The 18,289-nt window shown below is 66.4% G+C and carries 12 protein-coding genes; 5 read left to right on the top strand and 7 right to left on the bottom strand.

Annotation, left to right across the window (positions count from 1 at the left end; translation table 11 throughout):
• Positions 1–328: 328 nt before the first annotated feature.
• From EFAMC2_RS05630 to EFAMC2_RS05645, 4 genes are all read right to left on the bottom strand, one after another.
• Entirely contained in the window at positions 329–496 is a 168-nt protein-coding gene (locus tag EFAMC2_RS05630) for a hypothetical protein (RefSeq protein ID WP_261980121.1), read from the bottom strand.
• A 130-nt stretch (positions 497–626) separates the two neighbouring features.
• Positions 627–3,260 carry a homocysteine S-methyltransferase family protein gene (locus EFAMC2_RS05635; protein WP_261980122.1) on the bottom strand — a complete coding sequence of 878 codons (2,634 nt, stop codon included), beginning with the start codon at positions 3,258–3,260 and terminating at the stop codon, positions 627–629.
• Positions 3,253–4,092: a vitamin B12 dependent-methionine synthase activation domain-containing protein gene (locus tag EFAMC2_RS05640; RefSeq protein ID WP_154027866.1), complete on the bottom strand. Its 840-nt coding sequence runs from the start codon at positions 4,090–4,092 to the stop codon at positions 3,253–3,255. The genes EFAMC2_RS05635 and EFAMC2_RS05640 overlap by 8 nt, the downstream gene beginning before the upstream one ends.
• Position 4,093: 1 nt before the next feature.
• Entirely contained in the window at positions 4,094–4,963 is an 870-nt protein-coding gene (locus EFAMC2_RS05645; protein ID WP_154027867.1) for a methylenetetrahydrofolate reductase, read from the bottom strand.
• Positions 4,964–6,165: 1,202 nt separating this feature from the next.
• On the opposite strand from EFAMC2_RS05645, the gene EFAMC2_RS05650 reads away from it, so the two are divergent.
• Positions 6,166–6,867, top strand: a complete 702-nt coding sequence (locus tag EFAMC2_RS05650) for an ABC transporter ATP-binding protein (RefSeq protein WP_154027868.1) — start codon at positions 6,166–6,168, stop codon at positions 6,865–6,867.
• A 119-nt stretch (positions 6,868–6,986) separates the two neighbouring features.
• Entirely contained in the window at positions 6,987–10,682 is a 3,696-nt protein-coding gene (locus tag EFAMC2_RS05655; RefSeq protein ID WP_154027869.1) for an FtsX-like permease family protein, read from the top strand.
• Positions 10,683–10,820: 138 nt separating this feature from the next.
• Here EFAMC2_RS05655 and EFAMC2_RS05660 read toward each other — a convergent pair whose 3' ends face one another.
• Positions 10,821–11,462, bottom strand: a complete 642-nt coding sequence (locus EFAMC2_RS05660) for an RpiB/LacA/LacB family sugar-phosphate isomerase (protein ID WP_154027870.1) — start codon at positions 11,460–11,462, stop codon at positions 10,821–10,823.
• Positions 11,463–11,728: 266 nt separating this feature from the next.
• A complete protein-coding gene (locus tag EFAMC2_RS05665; protein WP_187325175.1) occupies positions 11,729–12,526 on the bottom strand; it encodes a gluconate 5-dehydrogenase in 798 nt (265 codons plus the stop codon).
• 722 nt (positions 12,527–13,248) lie between these two features.
• Here EFAMC2_RS05665 and EFAMC2_RS05670 point away from each other — a divergent pair.
• The 3 genes from EFAMC2_RS05670 (at position 13,249) to EFAMC2_RS05680 (ending at position 16,459) form a co-directional block, all read left to right on the top strand.
• Positions 13,249–13,617: a VOC family protein gene (locus EFAMC2_RS05670; RefSeq protein WP_154027872.1), complete on the top strand. Its 369-nt coding sequence runs from the start codon at positions 13,249–13,251 to the stop codon at positions 13,615–13,617.
• Positions 13,618–13,861: 244 nt separating this feature from the next.
• Positions 13,862–14,878, top strand: coding sequence for a LacI family DNA-binding transcriptional regulator (locus EFAMC2_RS05675; protein ID WP_154027873.1), 1,017 nt, complete (start codon positions 13,862–13,864; stop codon positions 14,876–14,878).
• 168 nt (positions 14,879–15,046) lie between these two features.
• Positions 15,047–16,459 (top strand): L-cystine transporter, encoded by a 1,413-nt coding sequence (locus tag EFAMC2_RS05680; RefSeq protein ID WP_154027874.1) that lies wholly within the window; start codon positions 15,047–15,049, stop codon positions 16,457–16,459.
• A 389-nt stretch (positions 16,460–16,848) separates the two neighbouring features.
• Here EFAMC2_RS05680 and EFAMC2_RS05685 read toward each other — a convergent pair whose 3' ends face one another.
• On the bottom strand, positions 16,849–17,817 hold the full coding sequence (locus tag EFAMC2_RS05685) for a ketopantoate reductase family protein (RefSeq protein WP_154027875.1): 969 nt from the start codon (positions 17,815–17,817) through the stop codon (positions 16,849–16,851).
• Positions 17,818–18,289: the final 472 nt, after the last annotated feature.

Consider the following 18,289-nt stretch of genomic DNA (forward strand, 5'->3'; position numbering starts at 1 on the left):
AGAAGTTGTGTTCATCTAACGAAAAGTAGTATGGACTCAACTTATGGGCGAGTCAACCGGGGTGAACCTCTTTAGTAAGATTTGGAAAACTTCTTGCAGGTCAGAGGGGTCGCGCAGGCACGGTTTTCCTTCGCGGGCGTGACCCTGGCGACTGGGATACGTCCGTTCGAGTAGGGCTGAGGTCTCGCCGGAAGGACAGGGGCCTTCCCTGCAGGCGCGGCCCCGTCATCGCTCGCCAGGACCGCTCGCCCGTGCGGGGCTGTCTTTCCCGGCAGGTGCGACGTCGCCGCGAGGGACAGCGCCTCGACCGAAGCTGCAGCCTTAACGGCTAGAGGCCGTACTTGGTGACGGCACGGCGAAGTGCCCTGCCCCAGGGAAGCCAGATCGCAGCGAGAAAGGCCACGGTGGCCACGCCGTGCAGGATGTCGAGCGGCAGTGCCGCGGCCACGGCGGTTCGGGCGTCGTGCGCCATCACGGTGCCGGAATCATCGGCCACAACCGTCATACCCCACGCGCGATTCTCACGGCAAGAGATCACCAGCGAGCCTACGGGGGCGGCGCAGGGCGGGGGCGCGACGCTGGGGCGCGGGCGCAAGGCGCCCATGCCCCCCGTGCCCGCAATCCCCCTACCCCAGCACCTCGCCGGCAATCCTCGCCGTCTCCGTGGCGTCCTTGGCGTAGTAGTCGGCGCCCACCATCTTGGCGTACTCGGGCGTGAGCACGGCTCCGCCCACCACCACCTTGCACCAGGGCGCTTGCGCCCGGAGCAGCTCGATGGTCTCCGCCATGGCAGGGACCGTGGCCGTCATGAGCGCGGAGAGGCCGCAGAGCCTCACGTGGTCTCTCACCACGGCGTCGGCCACCACCTGTGGCGGCACGTCGCGACCAAGGTCCACCACGTCAAAGCCGTAGTTCTCCAGCAGCATGCGCACGATGTTCTTGCCGATGTCGTGGATGTCGCCGTGGACCGTGCAGATGACGACCTTGCCCTTGCTCGGACCGGCCGCGCCCGTCGCGTCGCTCGCCGCCTTGATGGTGTTGAAGCCCTCCTTGGCCGCCTCGGCGCTCGCCATGAGCTGCGGCAGGAAGAAGGTACCCGCCTCAAAGCGCGCGCCCACCTCGTCAAGGGCGGGTATCAGCACCTCGTTGATGGCATACATCGCGTCGTGCTCGGCCAGGATCTGGCCCACCACCTCGCCCATCGGGCCCTTGCGACCCGCAAGCACGAGCGCGCGGGCCCGTTCCTCGGGCGTGGCGGCCTCCTCGGCAGACGTCTGGCCGCCGGACGCGCCGCCAGTCGCGCCGGCGGCCGCGGTGGCGCCCGCCGGCAGCTTGTCGGAGCGCTCGGCATAGTGGGCCACGTAGTACTGCGCGCTCTCGTCCTCGCCGGAGAGTACCCGCCAGGAGTCGACGACGTCCATCATGCGGCGCGTGGCCGGGTTGATGATCGCGAGGTCGAGACCGGCGCCAAAGGCCGCCGCCAGGAACGTGGCATTCACGAGCGGGCGGAATGGCAGGCCAAAGCTGATGTTGGAGACGCCGAGCACCGTGCGCACGCCCGCCAGCTCTCGCTTCACGAGCGTGATGGCGTCCAAGATGGCGCGAGGCGCGGTCTGATCTGTGGAGGCCGCCATGCACAGGCAGTCCACCACCACGTCGTGACGCGGAATGCCGGCGGCGTCGGTGGCGGCCACGATCTTGCGCGCCACCGCGAGGCGGCCCTCGGCCGTGGGCGGGATGCCGTCCTCGTCGATCGTGAGCGCCACGAGCGCGCAGCCGTAGTGCGCGGCGATGGGCACCACGGAGGCCAGCACCTCGTCCTTGCCGTTGGTGGAGTTGATGAGCGCCTTGCCCGCGTAGGGGCGCACGGCGGCCTCGATGATCTCAGGGTCGGCGGCGTCAATCTGAAGCGGCAGCGTGGTGACGCCCTGAATCTCGCTCACGAGCTGGCACATCACGGCGCGCTCGTCGATCTCGGGCAGACCGGCGTTGACGTCGAGAATCTGCGCGCCGTCGGCCGTCTGGGCAATCGCCATGCTCATCACGTAGTCGTGGTTGCCGCTGCGCAGGGCCTCCTTCATGCGCTTCTTGCCCGTGGGGTTGATGCGCTCGCCGATGACACCGATCTGCCCCATCTCGAGCGCGCACATCTGCTGCGGGCCCGCCACCGCAAAGCAGTCGCGGACGCGGCGCGGCGCGGGGGTGCGACCGGCGAGCAGCGCGCGTTCGCCGGCGATGTAGTCCGGCGTGGTGCCGCAGCAGCCGCCCACGACGGTCACACCGGCGTCGAGCATGCCGGCAACGGCCTCGCAGTACTCCCTTGGCGCCACGTCAAAGACGGTGACGCCGTCCTCCACGCGTGGCAGGCCCGCGTTGGCCTGCACCATGACGGGGCAGGTGGCCCAGGGCAGCATCGCCTCCACGAGCGGGGCCAGGCTCGCTGGGCCCAGCGAGCAGTTGATGCCCACCACGTCCGCCCCCAGGCTGGAGAGCGTGAGGGCCGCCACCTCGGGCGTCGTGCCCAGGAAGGTGCGGCCGTCCTCGGCGAAGGTCATGGTCACGAAGACCGGCAGGTCCGAGTTCTCCCGTGCGGCGAGCAGCGCTGCCTTGGCCTCGGCGAGGTCTGCCATCGTCTCGATGATGAAGAGGTCTGCGCCGGCCGCGGTGGCCGCGCGCACCTGGCGGGCAAAGAGCTCGTAGGCATCGTCGAACGGCAGCGTGCCCATGGGCTCGAGCAGCTGGCCCGTGGGCCCGATGTCCGCGGCAACATAGCGGACGCCCGAGGCGCGGGCGCAGCGCACGGCGGCCTCGAAGACCTCCTCCACCGTGGCAGCGCCGCCGAGCTTCTCGGCGTTGGCGCCAAAGGTGTTGGTGGTGGCCACGTCCGCGCCGGCGGCGGCGTAGGCCGCGTGGATCTCCGTGATCTCGGCGGGGTTGGTGAGACACAGAAGCTCGGGCAGCTCGCCGGCGGCAAGACCGCGCGCCTGGAGCTGCGTACCCATGGCGCCGTCGAAGACAAGGAAGTCCTCGCCGGCGAGCACGCGCGCGAGGTGGTCGTCTGCCACGCGGGGCGTGCGGGGCGCGAGGCGGTCCTTGGGCCAGGCGGTGGGGGTGGCGCCGGGCGCCGCCGGCGCGGGCGACGGAGCTGCCGACGGGCTAGCCGAGGCGGCATCGGGGGTCACGGGCGCGGGCGACGGGCTGGCCGAGGCAGCGGCGCCGCGGACGGCCTCCACGGAGGCGCAGTGCGCACAATCAGTCACGACAGGTCCTTCCGGTTGGGCGGATGTTGCAGAAGTCAAAGCACAGGCACCCCTTGCAGCTGTGATGCCCGCTCGGCTGGGGACGGTCGAACATACCAACGAGGGCGGAGACGCTCTTCGTTGGGGTCATGAGCAGGGTGCTCGTGAGCGTGACACCCAGGCGACGCTGCGCGTTCAGGGCGGAGAGCAGCACCGGCTGGGTGCTCATGGGCAGGTCGCCGTACCCCGGCGAGAAGCGCGAGTTGGTGTAGAGGCCGCGCTCGCGCGCGCGGGCCATGAGGCTCGCCTCGGCCGCGTCCGCTGCGCGCTCCACGATGGTGCTGCCGCAGGAGTCGAAGATGACCTGGGCCACCGAGTCCGTGAGGGAAAGCCGCCTGAGCTCGCGTTCGATGCCCATGCCGATGGTCACGGCCATCACGCCAACGGCGCGCGCCCCCGCGAGGTGCTCCACGATGGAATGGCCCCTGAGCTCGAGCGCGGTGCCCTTGAGGCGAATGATTGGCGCCGAGGCGTCCTCGCGCCCCGCACTCGCCGGGTCGTTGGAGCCGGCGACGAGAGGGGCGGGGCTCCCACTGGGGGCGGGGCTCGCTGCACCGGCAGCGTCCAGGTCTTCCTCCGCCCGCGAGGCAGCGGGGAGCTCGGAGCGCCCCTCGTCCACGTCGAAGACGGCGACGCAGCCGCGGGGCCGCGCCAGGGCAAGCGCGCTCGCCACCACGCCGTCGATGCGGGCGTCGAGCTCGGGCATGAGCGGCTGGCCGGTGTAGCCCAGGTAGCGCAGCACCTCGCGACGGTCGATGGAGTCTATCTCGTAGCTCTCGACGGTCTCCGCCACGCTACGCCTCCAGGTAGCCGCACTCGACGAGGGCGTCGTGGGCGGTGTGCGCGATGGCGGGCTTGTTCATGCTATAGACATGCAGGCCGTCGACGCCGTTGGCCGCGAGGTCGCGCAGCTGCTCGCAGGCATACTCGATGCCGGCGGCCGCCTGGGCGGCGGGGTCGTCGCCGGCAAGCACGAGGCGTTTCACGACCTTGGCCGGGATGGACGCGCCGCAGGTGAACGCCATGCGCTGAATCTGCTTGACACTCGTGAACGGCATGACTCCCGCCACGATGGGCAGCTTGACGCGGTGGCGCAGGCACTTCTCGCGGAAGCGGTAGAAGTCCTCGTTGTCGAAGAACAGCTGGGAGACCAGGTAGTCTGCGCCGGCCTCCTGCTTCTTGTAGAGACTTTCGTAACTCTCGTCCTCGGTGGGCGACTCGACGTGCCCCTCGGGATAGCAGGCTGCACCGATGCAGAGCTCCGGCGACACCTCGCGCAGGTGGGCGATGAGGTCCGAGGCATGCTCGAAGTCGATTGCCTCGCGACCGGGCGCGCGGTCGCCGCGCAACGCCAGCACGTTCTGCACGCCCGACGCGACGAGCTCGGAGACGTAGGCATCGACGTCGGCGCAGGTGGAACCGAGGCACGTGAGATGCGCGAGGGCCGTAATGCCCAGGTCGCGCTCGACGGACCCGGCGATGGGTGCCGTGTTGGCCGAGTTGCCCGAGCCGCCCGCCGAGTAGGTGACACTGATCCAGTCCGGCTTGTCGTGCGCCATCTCGCTCGCCACCCCGAAGGCCGCCTCGCGCGGCATCTCTCCCCGGGGCGGGAAGATCTCGAAGGAGAACGTCTGCTTGTGTCCGAGCTTTTCGCTGATCTTCATAGTGGTAGAGCCCTTCTTGTTACGTGCGGCGAGCATATGGCGCAAGCGAGCAAGCGCTGTGAGACGCATGCAATCATCCTACTTGCTTCAAGCCTACACGCAGTCGTTCGGCCACGCACTCTGCATACCGGCTGGCTATGTGGAGACATAGGGTCTGCCTAAACCTAATGCAAAATGCTCATCTTCAGGCTGTGGGAGGCAGACAGGTCATGAAGCTAATCGCCATGCACCATGAAGCTGCTTGCGCCGGCGGCTCGCGACCGGCAGTGCGCGTCATAGGCAGTGCGCGACCGGCAGTGTGCGTAATAGATGGAAAGCTCCTCCCCGGAACGTCTGTCCGAACCTCAACCGCAAAGATGCGCTGGGAAGATGCACGGGTGTTGGCGCGGCGGGGGTGGCCCCGCCCTCAAACATGTTGCCCCTCAACGACTGATGCCGCCTCGCGGGCCGTCGCACAATCACCAGCCAAAGATAGGGCCATATTTGTTGTCTAGGCGCGAAGTCCCTGAGTACCAACTAGTAAATCTATTTATTTACGCAGGTAGACGACTTATTGATATGTAGTGGCTCGTGGGTCTGCTCGACCCATCGAACCTAGACAACAAATTCGTCCAAAGTTTTCCCCGAGATGGCCAAAAGATGGCTGAGAGACGCCCACGACCAAGACGTCGCGCGAGGAAGGCTTCCCAGCCACAGCCAGAGCGACGCGCATGACCGGGCCTTCCCAGCCGCGAGCAATACGCCACTCGAAAAACGGGTCTTCTCAGCCGCAGCCGGGACGGCATACGAGAACGGCTTCCTCAGCCACGAGCAGAGCCCCCATCGCTCACCGAATGGATGGGTCATTTTCACGCCCGCTCCTCCACACTGGTATCAGACAAGTCGCTATCCGGGTGGCGTCTTGTTAGGTGGCAGTCACCCGGACATCGCCTTGCCAGACAGCCGCCAACCCTGGCAGCGCCCCACCCGCCACAGGTGGGCGGTGCCCGACCTGCGCCTCACCCGTCACAGGCAGGCAGCGCCCCACCCGGTACAGACAGGAGCCGCTCGGCTCGCACCTTGGCCGTCGTAGCCAGGTACCGCCCGGCCCGTACCGCACCCGGTGCAGGTGGGCACCGCCCAGGCTGGCAGCTCGCCCGGCACCCGGCACGCGCCGCGGCAAGCGTGCAGGCAGCTCAATCGCACACCCCACGGGAGCGCCCATGTCTTACATCGAGTTCGATAACGTCACAAAGACCTACGGCACTGGCGACGCGCGCATCAACGCACTTGACGGCGCGAGCTTCGCCGTGGAGCGCGGAGAGCTTGCCGTGGTGCTCGGTGCGAGCGGAGCGGGCAAGACTACGGCGCTCAACATCCTCGGCGGCATGGACTCGGCCACCTCGGGCCGCGTCGTGGTGGACGGCCGGGACATCACGCATGCCACCGAGGCCGAGCTCGTCGAGTACCGTCGCTCGGACGTGGGCTTCGTGTTCCAGTTCTACAACCTCGTGCCCAACCTCACCGCGCTCGAAAACGTCGAGCTCGCAAGCCAGATTTGCCCGGACTCCCTAGACGCGCGCGAGACCCTCGGCCGCGTGGGCCTGGGCGAGCGGCTTAACAACTTCCCCGCCCAGCTCTCCGGCGGCGAGCAGCAGCGCGTCTCCATCGCCCGAGCCGTTGCCAAGAACCCCAAGCTTCTGCTCTGTGACGAACCCACGGGCGCGCTCGACTACAAGACCGGCAAGCAGATTCTCCAGCTGCTTCAGGACACGTGCCGAACCGACGGCATCACCGTCGTGCTCATCACCCACAACGCCGCGCTGGCCCCCATGGCCGACCGCCTCATACGCTTCAAGAGCGGGCGGGTCACGGAGATGGCAACGAACGCCTCCCCCACCCCTATCGCCCAGATTGAGTGGTAGCCGTGACGAAGCCAACGCATACATATGAGCGCGGTCGGCGGGCGGGCGCGGCGAGCGCTCGTTGGCGTGGACGCCGGGGGCACGGCCCATCGGCCTTCGCCAAGGACACCCTACGGACCATGCGCGGCAGCCTCCGCCGCTTCCTGTCCATCGCGGCCATCTGCCTTTTGGGCATCACGATGCTCGTGGGCCTCACCATCGCCTGCGAGGACCTGCGCCTCTCGGCCGACGAGTTCTTCGACGCGCAGCGGCTCTACGACGTAAGCGTGCAGTCCACCCTGGGCCTCACCGATGACGACGTGGTTGCGCTCGCCGCCCTTGACGGCGTGGAGGCGGCCGAGGGCAGCTGGGACGAGACCGCCTACACGCAGGTAGGCGGCGCCCGGCACTCGGTTGCCGTGCACGCACTCACCGCCCAGGGCATGAACAAGCCCTACCTCATCGAGGGCCGCCTGCCCGCGAGCGCCAACGAGGTGGCCGTGACGAGCGAATACCTCGAGGAGAGCGGCAAGCAGCTGGGAGACATCCTTACCTTCTCGGCAGACGACGCGGACAGCGAGCTCTTCGAGCAGCGCGACTACACCATCGTGGCCGCCGTCATCGACCCCACGAGCGTGGCGGCCAAGAACGGCTCGTCGTCCTTTAGGGCCACGGGTGCCAAGTACGCGTTCTTCGTGCCGGCGGCCGCAGTGACGAGCGACGTCTACTCCGTCGTCTACCTTCGGGTAAGCGGCGCGGCGCAGCTCAATGGCTTTTCGGGCGCCTACCAGGAGCGTGTCTCCGAGGTGGCTGCGAAGGTCGAGGCAATCAAGGGCGAGCGCGAGGCGGCACGCGAGCAGGAGGTGCGCGCAGATGCCGAGGCGCAGGTAGACGAGGCCGAGGCGGACGCGAACGCACGGCTTGCCACGGGCGAGCAGCAGCTCGCGGACGCCCAGGCCACCATCGATGACGCCCTCGCCCAGATTGCGGACGGGCGCGCGCAGCTTGCCCGGCAGGGCGCGAGCGCCAGGGAGCAGCTCGACGCCGCGCAGCGGAAGATTGACGCCGGCAAGTTCCAGCTCGAGCTCGCGCGCTCACAACTCGAGGCCAACGAGACGCAGGTGGCAGACGGAGAAGCCCAGCTTGTGGACGGCCGCGCGCAGCTCGACGCCGCACAGGCCACCCTCGATGCCCAGCGCGAGGCGGCGGAGCGGGGCATCGCCGATTACGACGCCGGCATGTACGAGGTCACGAGTGGGGCCAGCCAGCTGCGCGCGGCCCTGGGGGCGAGCTGGCCCGAGGCCGAGTGGCAGGCCGTGCTCGACGCCGCGGACAAGGAGAGTTCCGCGGCCGCGCAGGAGGCGTTCGTCTCCCGCATCAAGGATTATGCGGACACCGCCCTCCCCCTCCTCGACACGGGCCTCACGCTCACTGACGAGACGCTCTCCCTGCTCGACCGCCTCATCGCCGGAGAAGAGGAGCTGCGCCAAGACGTCGCCTCGCGAGCCAACGAGCTCGTGACGAACCTGGAGCAGAGCGGCCTGCTTACCGAGAGCCAGCTCGCCCAGGTGCGCGACGCCCGGCAGAAGCTCGACGACCCCATGGCGGACACGGCCAAGCTCACCGAGGCTCGCGACCAACTTGCGGCCGTGCGCGAGATACTCGCCAGCCAACGGGGGCAGCTCGCGGCGCTTCCGGACTCCGCCCGCCAGCTCGCGGAAGGCGCCGGCAAGCTTGCCCTCTCCCGAGCGCAGGTCGACGCCGCCCGCGACGCACTCGCGGGAGCCATCCCCGAGGCGCAGGCCACCATCGACGCCAGGCGCGTCGAGCTCGAGGCGGGCGCCGTGCAGCTTGCGGACGGGCGTGCTCAGCTTAGCCAGGGATGGGCCAGCTACCGCAGCGGCCTCTCCGAGCTCGAGGCGGGCCAGGCGGAGCTCGACGGCCGGCGCGCGTCGGCCGCCGAACAACTCGCAGGCGCGGCCGCCCAGCTCGACGACGCCGAGGCGCAGGCAGCGGACGGCCAGGCGGAGCTCGACGCCCGGCGCGAGGAGTTCGAGCGCCAGAAGGCCGAGGCGCTCGCCAAGATAGCCGATGCCCGCGCAAAGATTGCCGACATCGGCCAGGCCACCTGGTACGTTCAGGACCGCTCGGCCATTTCCAGCTACGCCTCAATAGACTCCGACGCCAGCTGTATCCAGGTCATCGGGACGGTGTTCCCGGCCATCTTCCTCACGGTGGCCATCCTCGTCTCGCTCACCACGGCCACGCGCATGGTCGAGGAGGAGCGCGGGCTCATCGGGCTCTACAAGGCGCTTGGCTACCGACGCGCACGCATCATGTCCAAGTACGTCACCTACACGCTCTCGGCGGCGGCGCTTGGCGGAGCCATAGGCTCCGTGCTGGGCTTTATTGCCCTCCCCGAGTTCCTGTTCGGCGTGTTCGAGGTCATGTACACCCTGCCTCAGATGAACCTGCACTTCGACGCCGGCCTCTGTGCGCTGGCGGTGGGCATGTTCGTTGTGGGCATCAGCGCGGCCACGGCGCTCACGGTGCGCGGCGAGCTGGCGGAGCAGCCCGCCGCCCTCATGCGCCCCAAGGCACCGAGGGCCGGCACGCGCATCCTGCTCGAGCGCATCGGGCCGGCCTGGCGCAGGCTGTCGTTCCTCAACAAGGTCACGGCCCGCAACCTCTTCCGCTACAAGCGTCGCCTGGCCATGACGATCTTTGGCGTGGCGGGCTGCACGGCCCTCATGATCTGCGGCTTTGCCATCGCGGACACGGTGCTGGCGCTCTCGCCCAACCAGTACGGGGACGCGAGCCGCGCCGGCATCTACGAGTACGATCTGCTCGCCGTGACCCAGCCCCAAGACCTCGAGGGAGCCGCGGCCCAGCTCACGGCAGCCGGCGAGGTGGAGGGCTACGTTCCCGTGCGCACGGAGAATATGACCCTCGACCACAACGGCGCCAAGGAGACGGTGCAGCTCGTCGTGGTGCCAGACGGCTTCTCGCTCGACGGCTACATCGACCTGCGCACCGAGTCTGGCGGGCACCTCTCCCTCGAGGAGGCCACGGCGGGCCCGGACGGCGTGGCGGGCACCGAGGACGATGGCGTGCTCGCGACGAAGAACGCAAGCACCGTCCTCGGCTTTGGCGCGGGCGACGAGCTCACGGTGCAGGACACGGCGCTTCGCCAAGCCAACGCCCGCGTGGATGCCGTGGTTATGAACTACCTCGGCAACGCCGTGTACCTGACGCAGTCCACCTACGAGCGGCTCTTCGGCGTGCCGCTCGAGGCCAATGCCATGCTCGCCCACCTCAGCGGAGACGCGGACGCGCAGATCGCATTCGCGAACCAACTCGCCTCGGACCCCACCTACCTGAGCGTCACGAGCATCCAGGAGGGCATCCGCGACTTCACGGCCAACTTCATGCTCATCAACTACGTGGTTGTGCTCATCACGACGCTCGCCGCCGGGCTCTCGTTCGTGGTGCTGTTCACGCTCTCCACCACCAACATCTCCGAGCGCAAGCGCGAGCTGGCGACCATCAAGGTGCTGGGATTCCGGCGCGGCGAGGTGCGCACGTACGTGAACAAGGAGCTGCTCATCCTGGCCGCGATGGGCACCGCATGCGGCATACCCGTGGGCACGGTGCTCGGCCATGCCCTCACCTACGTGCTCAACATGCCGTCGATGTACTTTGCCGTGGAGATTCACCCGCTGAGCTATGTCTGGAGCTGCGGCATGTCGATGCTCTTTGCCGTGGTGGTGCGCCTCATCACGAACCGCTCGCTCGACCGCGTGGACATGGTGGGAGCGCTCAAGTCTGCCGAGTGACGGCAAGCGCATGGGGCCCCGCCTTTTGCCATGAAAAAAGCCCGCGTCCCGCTCGAGGCGGAGACGCAGGCCCAGCTGCAAGCTTATGTGAGAGGCACACGCGCGGCAGATCAAAATGCCTCGGTCCTAAGACCCAGCTTACAGGCCCAGAATCTCCTTGACCTTGGCGATGATGGCCTCGTCGGTGGCGTTGGCGAAGAAGTACTCCTGGAAGTGCTCGCCGGCCAGGGCGCCCTTCACGAGATCCTGGTCAAGCTCGCCGAGGATGTCGACCAGCGGACGCATGGTGACGGCGCGCACGCCGTCGAGAATCTTCTTGTTGCGCTGCTCGGGTTCGACGCGCTCGGCAGGGTAGCCGTTGCCAGAGCCGAAGCCAAAGAGCTTCTCGAAGGTGTACTCGAGGTTGAGCTCGGCGCCCCAGCCCTGCTTGAGCGCAAACGGCATGGCCACGGCATTGCCATCGTTGACCTGGGCAAACGTGTAGGCATCGAGAGAATCCTCGACATGGCCGCAAAGCACGCCGGGGAAGCTGTTGCAGGCGAGCATGGCGCCCTCACCAGTGCCGCAGCCGGTGACCACGTAGTCAGCCGCGCCGGAGTTCAGCAGCACGGCGGCAAGGATGCCGTTCTGCACGTAGGTGAGCGGCGCGGAGCCCTCGGCGGCGTACATGCCGTAGTTGAACACGGTGTGGCCCATGGGCTCGACGACCTTCTTGAGGGCGGCCTCGATCATCGTGTTCTTGGAGTTCTGGCTATTCTCGTTGATGAGGGCGATCTTCATCGTGAGGTTCCTTTCGGTGCGGGCCGAGAGACGCGCGTTCGCTCTCGGCAGTTGGTTGTTTCTATCGACTACTTGCAGCGGCAGAGCACAGGGCGGCCGCACGCAAGAAGGGACCAGAGTCTCGACTTCGGCGCCAAAATCGGCGTTGAGAGCGAGATTCTGACCCGCCCGATACCAGGTTGGCGGGAATCCGCCCAGCAAAAGCGGCGCCACTTGAGCTCAGGCGAGCCCGACCCGGCGCAACTCAGACAGTTTCAACCTCGGCGTTACTTCGGCTGCTTGCCGATGTAGGCGAGGATGCCACCGTCGACATAGATGACCTGGCCGTTCACGAAGTTCGAGGCGTCGGAGGCCAGGAACACCGCGGTGCCCATGAGGTCAATCGGCGTGCCCCAGCGCGCGGCCGGCGTCTTGGCGCGGATGAAGGCGTCGAACGGGTGCATGGAGCCGTCCGGCTGCTTCTCGCGCAGCGGCGCGGTCTGCGGCGTGGCGATGTAGCCCGGGCCGATGCCGTTGCACTGGATGTTGTGCTCGCCAAACTCGGAGCAGATGTTGCGAGTGAGCATCTTGAGACCGCCCTTGGCAGCCGCGTAACCGGCGACGGTCTCGCGGCCGAGCTCGCTCATCATGGAGCAGATGTTGATGATCTTGCCGTGCCCCTTCTCGATCATGCCGGGAAGCACCGCCTTGGAGACGATGAACGGGCCCGTGAGGTCGATGTCGACGACCTTGCGGTACTCGGCGGCGCTCATCTCGAGCATCGGGGTGCGCGTGATGATGCCGGCGTTGTTGACCAGGATGTCCGGCGTGGTGCCGAAGTCCTTCTTGATGTTCTCGATGAGGCCGGCGACGTCCTCCTCGCTCGTGACGTCGGCAATGTAGCCCTTGGCCTCAATGCCCTCCTTGGTGTAGGAGGCAAGGCCCTCGTCGAGCTTGTCCTGGTTGCGGTCGTTGAAGGCGATCTTGGCGCCAGCCTTGGCGAATGCGGTTGCCAGGGCGAAGCCGATGCCGTAGGAGGCACCGGTCACGAGGGCCACCTTGCCGTCCAGGCGGAAGCTGTCCATGCTGAAGACACTGGGATCTGCGTACTGCTCTGCCATACAAACCTCCTTGGTGATGAGGGTCGGGACCAGCGCGTTGGCGCGTCTTGCAGTTGCTTGGCTGATTGCCGTAGCCGCTCAGCCACTCGCGTAGCCGCCCGACCGGCTGTCCCGGCCGCTCAGCTGCCCGCGCAGCCGCCTGACCGTTTGTCTCGATCGCATTGCCACCCGCGCAGCCAGCCGACCGTTTGCCCCGGCCGCTCAGCCACTCGCGTAGCCGCCTGACCGGCCGCCCCGGCCGCTCGGCTGTGACGGCAACTGCCTTCTTCGTCGTACTCCTCCCCTACCTAGCAAGAGGAGCTTGGCGTTGGTCCTTCGCTCTTGTAAACCAATTTACAAGGTCATATTGAAGTCAGTAAACCGGTTTGTCAAGCAAAGTTTCGTAAAGACAAGAAAAGATTTCTCAGCCTCCGGCGCACCTCGCCCACCAGCCCGAAGATAGCCGCGCTGCCAGCCGTAGCCCAGCACGCAGCCACCTATCGCACCACCTGCCGTGGCGCCAGCACGCAGCCACCTGTCGCACCACCATCCGTAGCGCCAGCACGCAGCCGCCTGTCGCACCACCAGCCGTGGCGCCACGACGCTCCATCCGCCGGGCGCCGTACCACCAGCCACAGCAACAGCACACCCGGCAACCCGCCGCTACAATCTCAACCGCATGCAAACGGCAACCGGAAGGAACTCACATGCGCGCAAAGATGGTTCACGACTGCGTCCACGTGCTCGACCGCGACAAGTCCATCGCATTCTACGAGAAGGCGTTTGGCCTGCACATCCTAGGCAGAAAGGGCCCCGAGGATGGCTCTTGGGAAATCATCTTCATGGGCAACGACGAGAGCGACTTCCAGCTCGAGCTCACCTGGAACCGCGGCCGCGTCGAGCCTTACAACAACGGCGGTGACGACACGCACCTGGCCTTCGCCGTGGACGACATGGAGGCCGCGCGCAAGCTGCACGAGGAAATGGGCTGCGTGTGCTATGTGAACGAAGCCATGGGCATCTATTTCGTCGAGGACCCCGACGGCTGCTGGCGCGAGGTCGTGCCGATGAAATAGCCTGGCGACGGCTGAGGCTCGCGACATCCCCGGGACAGTTGGGGCATGCGGCAACCTCGTCCACGCGAGGCTCCGGGCTCGGGATGAAGGCCATGTCCGAGGTTTCCAGGCTGATGTTGCAGGTGCTGGGCGTCACACCGCTCCCAACTAGTTTACTGGTTTGCATCAAATACGCAGGAAATACGAGCATAAGATAGGTAAACCTGAGATAAACTGATGGCAAGCAGCCACCAGAGGAGTCACCATGCCCGCCAACACCAAGAAACGCGTCACCATCAATGACATCGCCACCATGGCGGGCATCTCCAAGACCACGGTCTCCTTTTACCTCAACGGCAAGACGGAGCGCATGAGCTCCAAAACGCAGGAGCGCATCCGCGAGGCCATCGCCAAGACCGGCTACGAGCCCAGCCCCATCGCTCGTGGCATGAACGCCAAGAAGACGTCGCTCATCGGCGTCATCATCGGCGACATCACCAACACGTTCTCCAACCAGATCGTGAAGGGAATCGAGGGTGTCGCGGCCGAAAAGGGCTACCGCACGCTCGTGAGCAGCTCCAACCACAGCCGCACCGACGAGCGCGCCTACATCGACCGCTTGCTCGCCGTTGGCGTGGACGGCTTCATCGTGCAGCCCACGGCCCGCTTCAAGGAGATCTCGCAGGTCATCGAGGCCGCCGGCAAGCAGCTTGTCTTCTTTGACAGCAAGTTCTACGACTTTGCCTCCAGCTGGGTGAAGACGGACAACTACGAGGCCACCTTCCGCGCGGTCACCGAGTGCGCGCGCAAGGGCTACGAACGCTTCCTGCTTGTAGCCGCGCCGCCGCAGCTGCTGAGCTCGCGCATCGAGCGCACGAGCGGCTTCGTGGACGCGCTCGAGGCGTCTGAGGTGGGCTTCACGCAGTTCGAGATTGAGAACGACCAGGTAGACGTGCCCAAGCTCCAGGAGTTTTTGCGCTCCAACATCGACGGCACCACGCCCACGCTCGTCTTTGCCCCCAACTGCTGGACTCTGCCGGACGTCTACGTGGCCATGCGCGAGTTCTACCCGATGATGCCGGACAAGGTAGGCCTACTCGGCTTCGACAACGCCGAGTGGGTGGGCGTGGCGAGCCCGAGCGTGTCGGTTGTGATGCAGCCGGCCCTCGAGGAGGGACGCCAAGCCTGTCGCCTGCTGCTGGACCTCATCGCCGGCGATGCCACAGTAGACCCGCACCAGGTCCTGAGCTGCGACGTCCAGTGGGGTGCCACCACGCTGTAGCCCGAACCAAGGGGACGTTATCCGGCGTCCCTTTTCTTCCTGAAAATATTTCATAATTCCCTACGTGTTTAGTAGGTTATTCGTGCATACTATTCCACGTCCTACTGATCGCGTGCCGCCCGACCCCGCGCAACCTGAGGCCAGCGGCAAGACATGGAGGGAAGTCACATGTCGCCAGAAACCATCGGGCAGGTGCTCGTGACGCTCGTCGTCTTCGTTGCCCTGCTCATCGGCCTCGTCGCTCTCAAGCGCAGGGGCACAAACTTCACGCCGCGCGTGTTCATCGCGCTGGCCGCGGGCCTTGTGCTCGGCGGAGGCATCCAGCTCTTCCTGGGCCTCAAGACCGATGCCACCACCACGGCCCTCGACTGGATCTCCATCGTGGGCAAGGGCTACATCGCCCTGCTCAAGATGCTGATCATTCCGCTGATCTTCGTCTCGATCGTGAACGCCTTCACCCACGCCAAGGTCACTGACAAGTTCGGCAAAATCTCCGGCGTCGTGATGGCCGTCCTGCTGGGCACCGTTGCCATCGCCGCCCTGTTCGGCTGGGCCGTCATCGCCTTCTCCGGCCTCGCCGGCGCGAGCTTCACCCAGACCGCGGCGCAGGACACCATGACCGCCCTGCAGACCAAGCAGCAGACGGTCGAGGGTCTCACGCTGCCTCAGGTCATCGTCTCGTTCATCCCGCCCAACATCTTCGCCGACCTCGCCGGTAGCCGAGCCAACTCCACCGTGGGCGTCGTGGTGTTCTCCGTCATCTGCGGCGTCGCCTGGCTCAAGCTCCGGGAGAGGAACGCCGAGCAGGCCGAGTTCTTCAAGAACTTCGTCGACAGCCTCAACGGCATTGTGATGCGCATCGTGAGTATGGTGATGGACCTCACCCCGTACGGCATCCTCGCCCTCATGGCCAACGTCATGGCCACGAGCGACTTCGCCGCCGTCATCGACCTCGGCAAATTCGTACTCGTGAGCTACGTGGCGCTGATTGGCATGTTCCTTGTGCACCTCGTCATCCTGGCGGTCCAGGGCGTAAGCCCCGCGACCTACGTGCGCAAGACCTTCCCCGTGCTCTCCTTTGCGTTCGTCTCCCACACGAGTGCCGGCTGCATGCCGTTTAACATCGAAACCCAGACCAAGGCCCTTGGCGTGGACGAGGCCAGCGCCAACCTCTCCGCCAGCCTCGGCGTCTCCATCGGCCAGAACGGCTGCGCGGGCATCTACCCCGCCATGCTCGCCACGATCATCGCCCCGACGGTGGGCATCGACGTGCTCTCCCCCGCCTTCGTGCTGAGCCTCGTGGCCGTCGTGGTCATCAGCTCGTTCGGCATCTCCGGTGTGGGCGGCGGCGCCACCTTCGCCTCGCTCGTGGTACTGGGCACGCTCAACCTCCCCATCGGCATCGTTGGCGTGCTTGCGAGCGTCGAGATGATCATCGACATGGGCCGCACCGCGCTCAACGTGAGCGACGCCATGGTTGCTGGCGTGACGGCATCCAACGCCTGCAAGGACCTCGACCGCAGCGTTCTTGCCGACCCCAAGGCCATTGTTGACGTGGAGGCCAAGGCGAAGACCGCGTAGCGTTCCGGGCCGGGCGGCATCCCGAAGCGCCCAACGTGCCCCGCGCCATGCGGCGTGTCGAAGTTCACGGTACCCCGCGCCATCGGCGTTTCGAAGCGCACGGTGCCCCGCGCCATGCGGCGTTTCGAACGAAATGGCACCCCAAGCAGGAAGCGCGCGGCTGCCTCACGCATGGGAGGCGGCCGCGCGCTCATGAAAAGCGAGCCAATCGGAAAGCCAGCGCACACCTGGCTTCCGATTGGCTCGCTTTCTTGCATCGGCCTTGCGCAGGACCTGCGGCAAGGCAGGCTCGCACGGCTACTTGGCAGCCGCCTGGCGCGCGGCTCAATCCCGGCGGCCACCCAACCCGGCGGCTAACCAACCCGGCGCCGCCCGATGGCGACCGATCGCTACTTGGCAGCCGCCTGCTCCTCGTGCCAGCGGTGCGCCGTCTCGGCAAAGTGGACCTCGTTGCAGAGCAGCTCGTGGCGCACGGCCTCGTAGCCATGCTCACGCCCAAGCTTCACGATGTAGCCATTGATGTAATCCACCTCGGTGGGGCGACCCTTGAACATGTCCTGACACATGCTGGGATAGTGGTACTTGAGGTCGACAAAGCTCTGCATGATGGCGTCAACCTCCTGCTCGCGGCTGATGCCGAGGTCGATGCCCGCGAGCTCGCACACGTCAAAGCCCTCGTCCACCAGCTGGGAGCAGACGTGACGCATGTGCTCATCCGCGCCGATGGGGCCCATCTGAATCTCGAACATGGTGCAAAGCGTGTTGCACACCGAGTTGAGCATGACCTTCGCCATGGACATGCTCATGATGTCGGGACTCCATTCGGGGCCGAGCTTGGCCGCGGTGAGGTCCGCGAAGAGCTCGTCGCCAGCCGGAGTGCGCTTGTTGTCGTAGGCACAGATGTGCATGTACTCTTTGCCGAGCGCGCCCATGAAGTCCACGTCGCCGGGACCGGGCAGCACGGTGGCGATGACGGCCGTGCCGCCAAAGAGGTGCGCCGGGTCGAAGTACTCGAGCAGCTTCTCGTAGTGGCCCATGCCGTTCATGGCCGTGAAGCAGAGCTGGCCGGGCTTGAAGAGGTGGGCGCAGCGCTTGAGCATGTCGTCGAGCTGCATCTGCTTCATGAAGACGATCCAGCAGTCGGGCTCGCCGGTGTACTCCTCGGGGTAGTAGACGTCGATGGGCACGAGATGGCGGTTCTCGTGGTCGCGCGCCACGTAGACGCCGCCCTGTTCGCGAGTTTTCTCGACGTTGGGCTCCCAGGCGTCGATGAAGTCGACGTCCTTGCCCGCGTACTCCTTGAGGTGGATGCCGTAGCGCAGGCCCATGGCACCGGCACCGATGACCGCATACTTCATGAGAGACCCCCAGATGACACGGGGCCACCCAGGCGGGCGGCCCCTCGATACCGTCGTACGCTGTCATGGTACTCCGCTGGCGGAACGCGGGGGCGGCGAGGCATACGCGGCGAGCCGAGACTTCGGGGCGGGGGCGGCGAGGCATACGCGGCGAGCCGAGACTGCGGGAACCAAACCGTGCGGATTGCTTCCCGCAGTCTCGGCACAACGGATGGAGGGGACGCGCCCAAAACAGCGCAGATGCCGAACCGAAGGACGGGAAACCAGACGCCTCGTTTAGTTCCCTATCTTTCGATCCGGTTGGGAATCTGGCTGGGGCTCGTTTAGCGCCGAGGGTTTATTCGGGCGATTGCGGACATGGCAAACATGGCGCCCGCATCCCTTTGCATCCCTTCGTGAGCGCCCTCGATTGTTGTCCACGAATCCAGGCGATTGCGGACATGGGGCTTAACAAGGACCAAGGTTGCGCAGA

This window comes from Olsenella uli, assembly GCF_901212655.1.
Classification (GTDB): Bacteria; Actinomycetota; Coriobacteriia; order Coriobacteriales; family Atopobiaceae; genus Parolsenella; species Parolsenella uli_A.

Bases quoted from the DNA above. Each gene is read 5' to 3' on its own strand.
- EFAMC2_RS05645 (WP_154027867.1), bottom strand. From the start codon at position 4,963: ATGAAGATCAGCGAAAAGCTCGGACACAAGCAGACGTTCTCCTTCGAG.
- EFAMC2_RS05650 (WP_154027868.1), top strand. From the start codon at position 6,166: ATGTCTTACATCGAGTTCGATAACGTCACAAAGACCTACGGCACTGGC.
- EFAMC2_RS05655 (WP_154027869.1), top strand. From the start codon at position 6,987: ATGCGCGGCAGCCTCCGCCGCTTCCTGTCCATCGCGGCCATCTGCCTT.
- EFAMC2_RS05660 (WP_154027870.1), bottom strand. From the start codon at position 11,462: ATGAAGATCGCCCTCATCAACGAGAATAGCCAGAACTCCAAGAACACG.
- EFAMC2_RS05665 (WP_187325175.1), bottom strand. From the start codon at position 12,526: ATGGACAGCTTCCGCCTGGACGGCAAGGTGGCCCTCGTGACCGGTGCC.
- EFAMC2_RS05670 (WP_154027872.1), top strand. From the start codon at position 13,249: ATGCGCGCAAAGATGGTTCACGACTGCGTCCACGTGCTCGACCGCGAC.
- EFAMC2_RS05675 (WP_154027873.1), top strand. From the start codon at position 13,862: ATGCCCGCCAACACCAAGAAACGCGTCACCATCAATGACATCGCCACC.
- EFAMC2_RS05680 (WP_154027874.1), top strand. From the start codon at position 15,047: ATGTCGCCAGAAACCATCGGGCAGGTGCTCGTGACGCTCGTCGTCTTC.
- EFAMC2_RS05685 (WP_154027875.1), bottom strand. From the start codon at position 17,817: ATGAAGTATGCGGTCATCGGTGCCGGTGCCATGGGCCTGCGCTACGGC.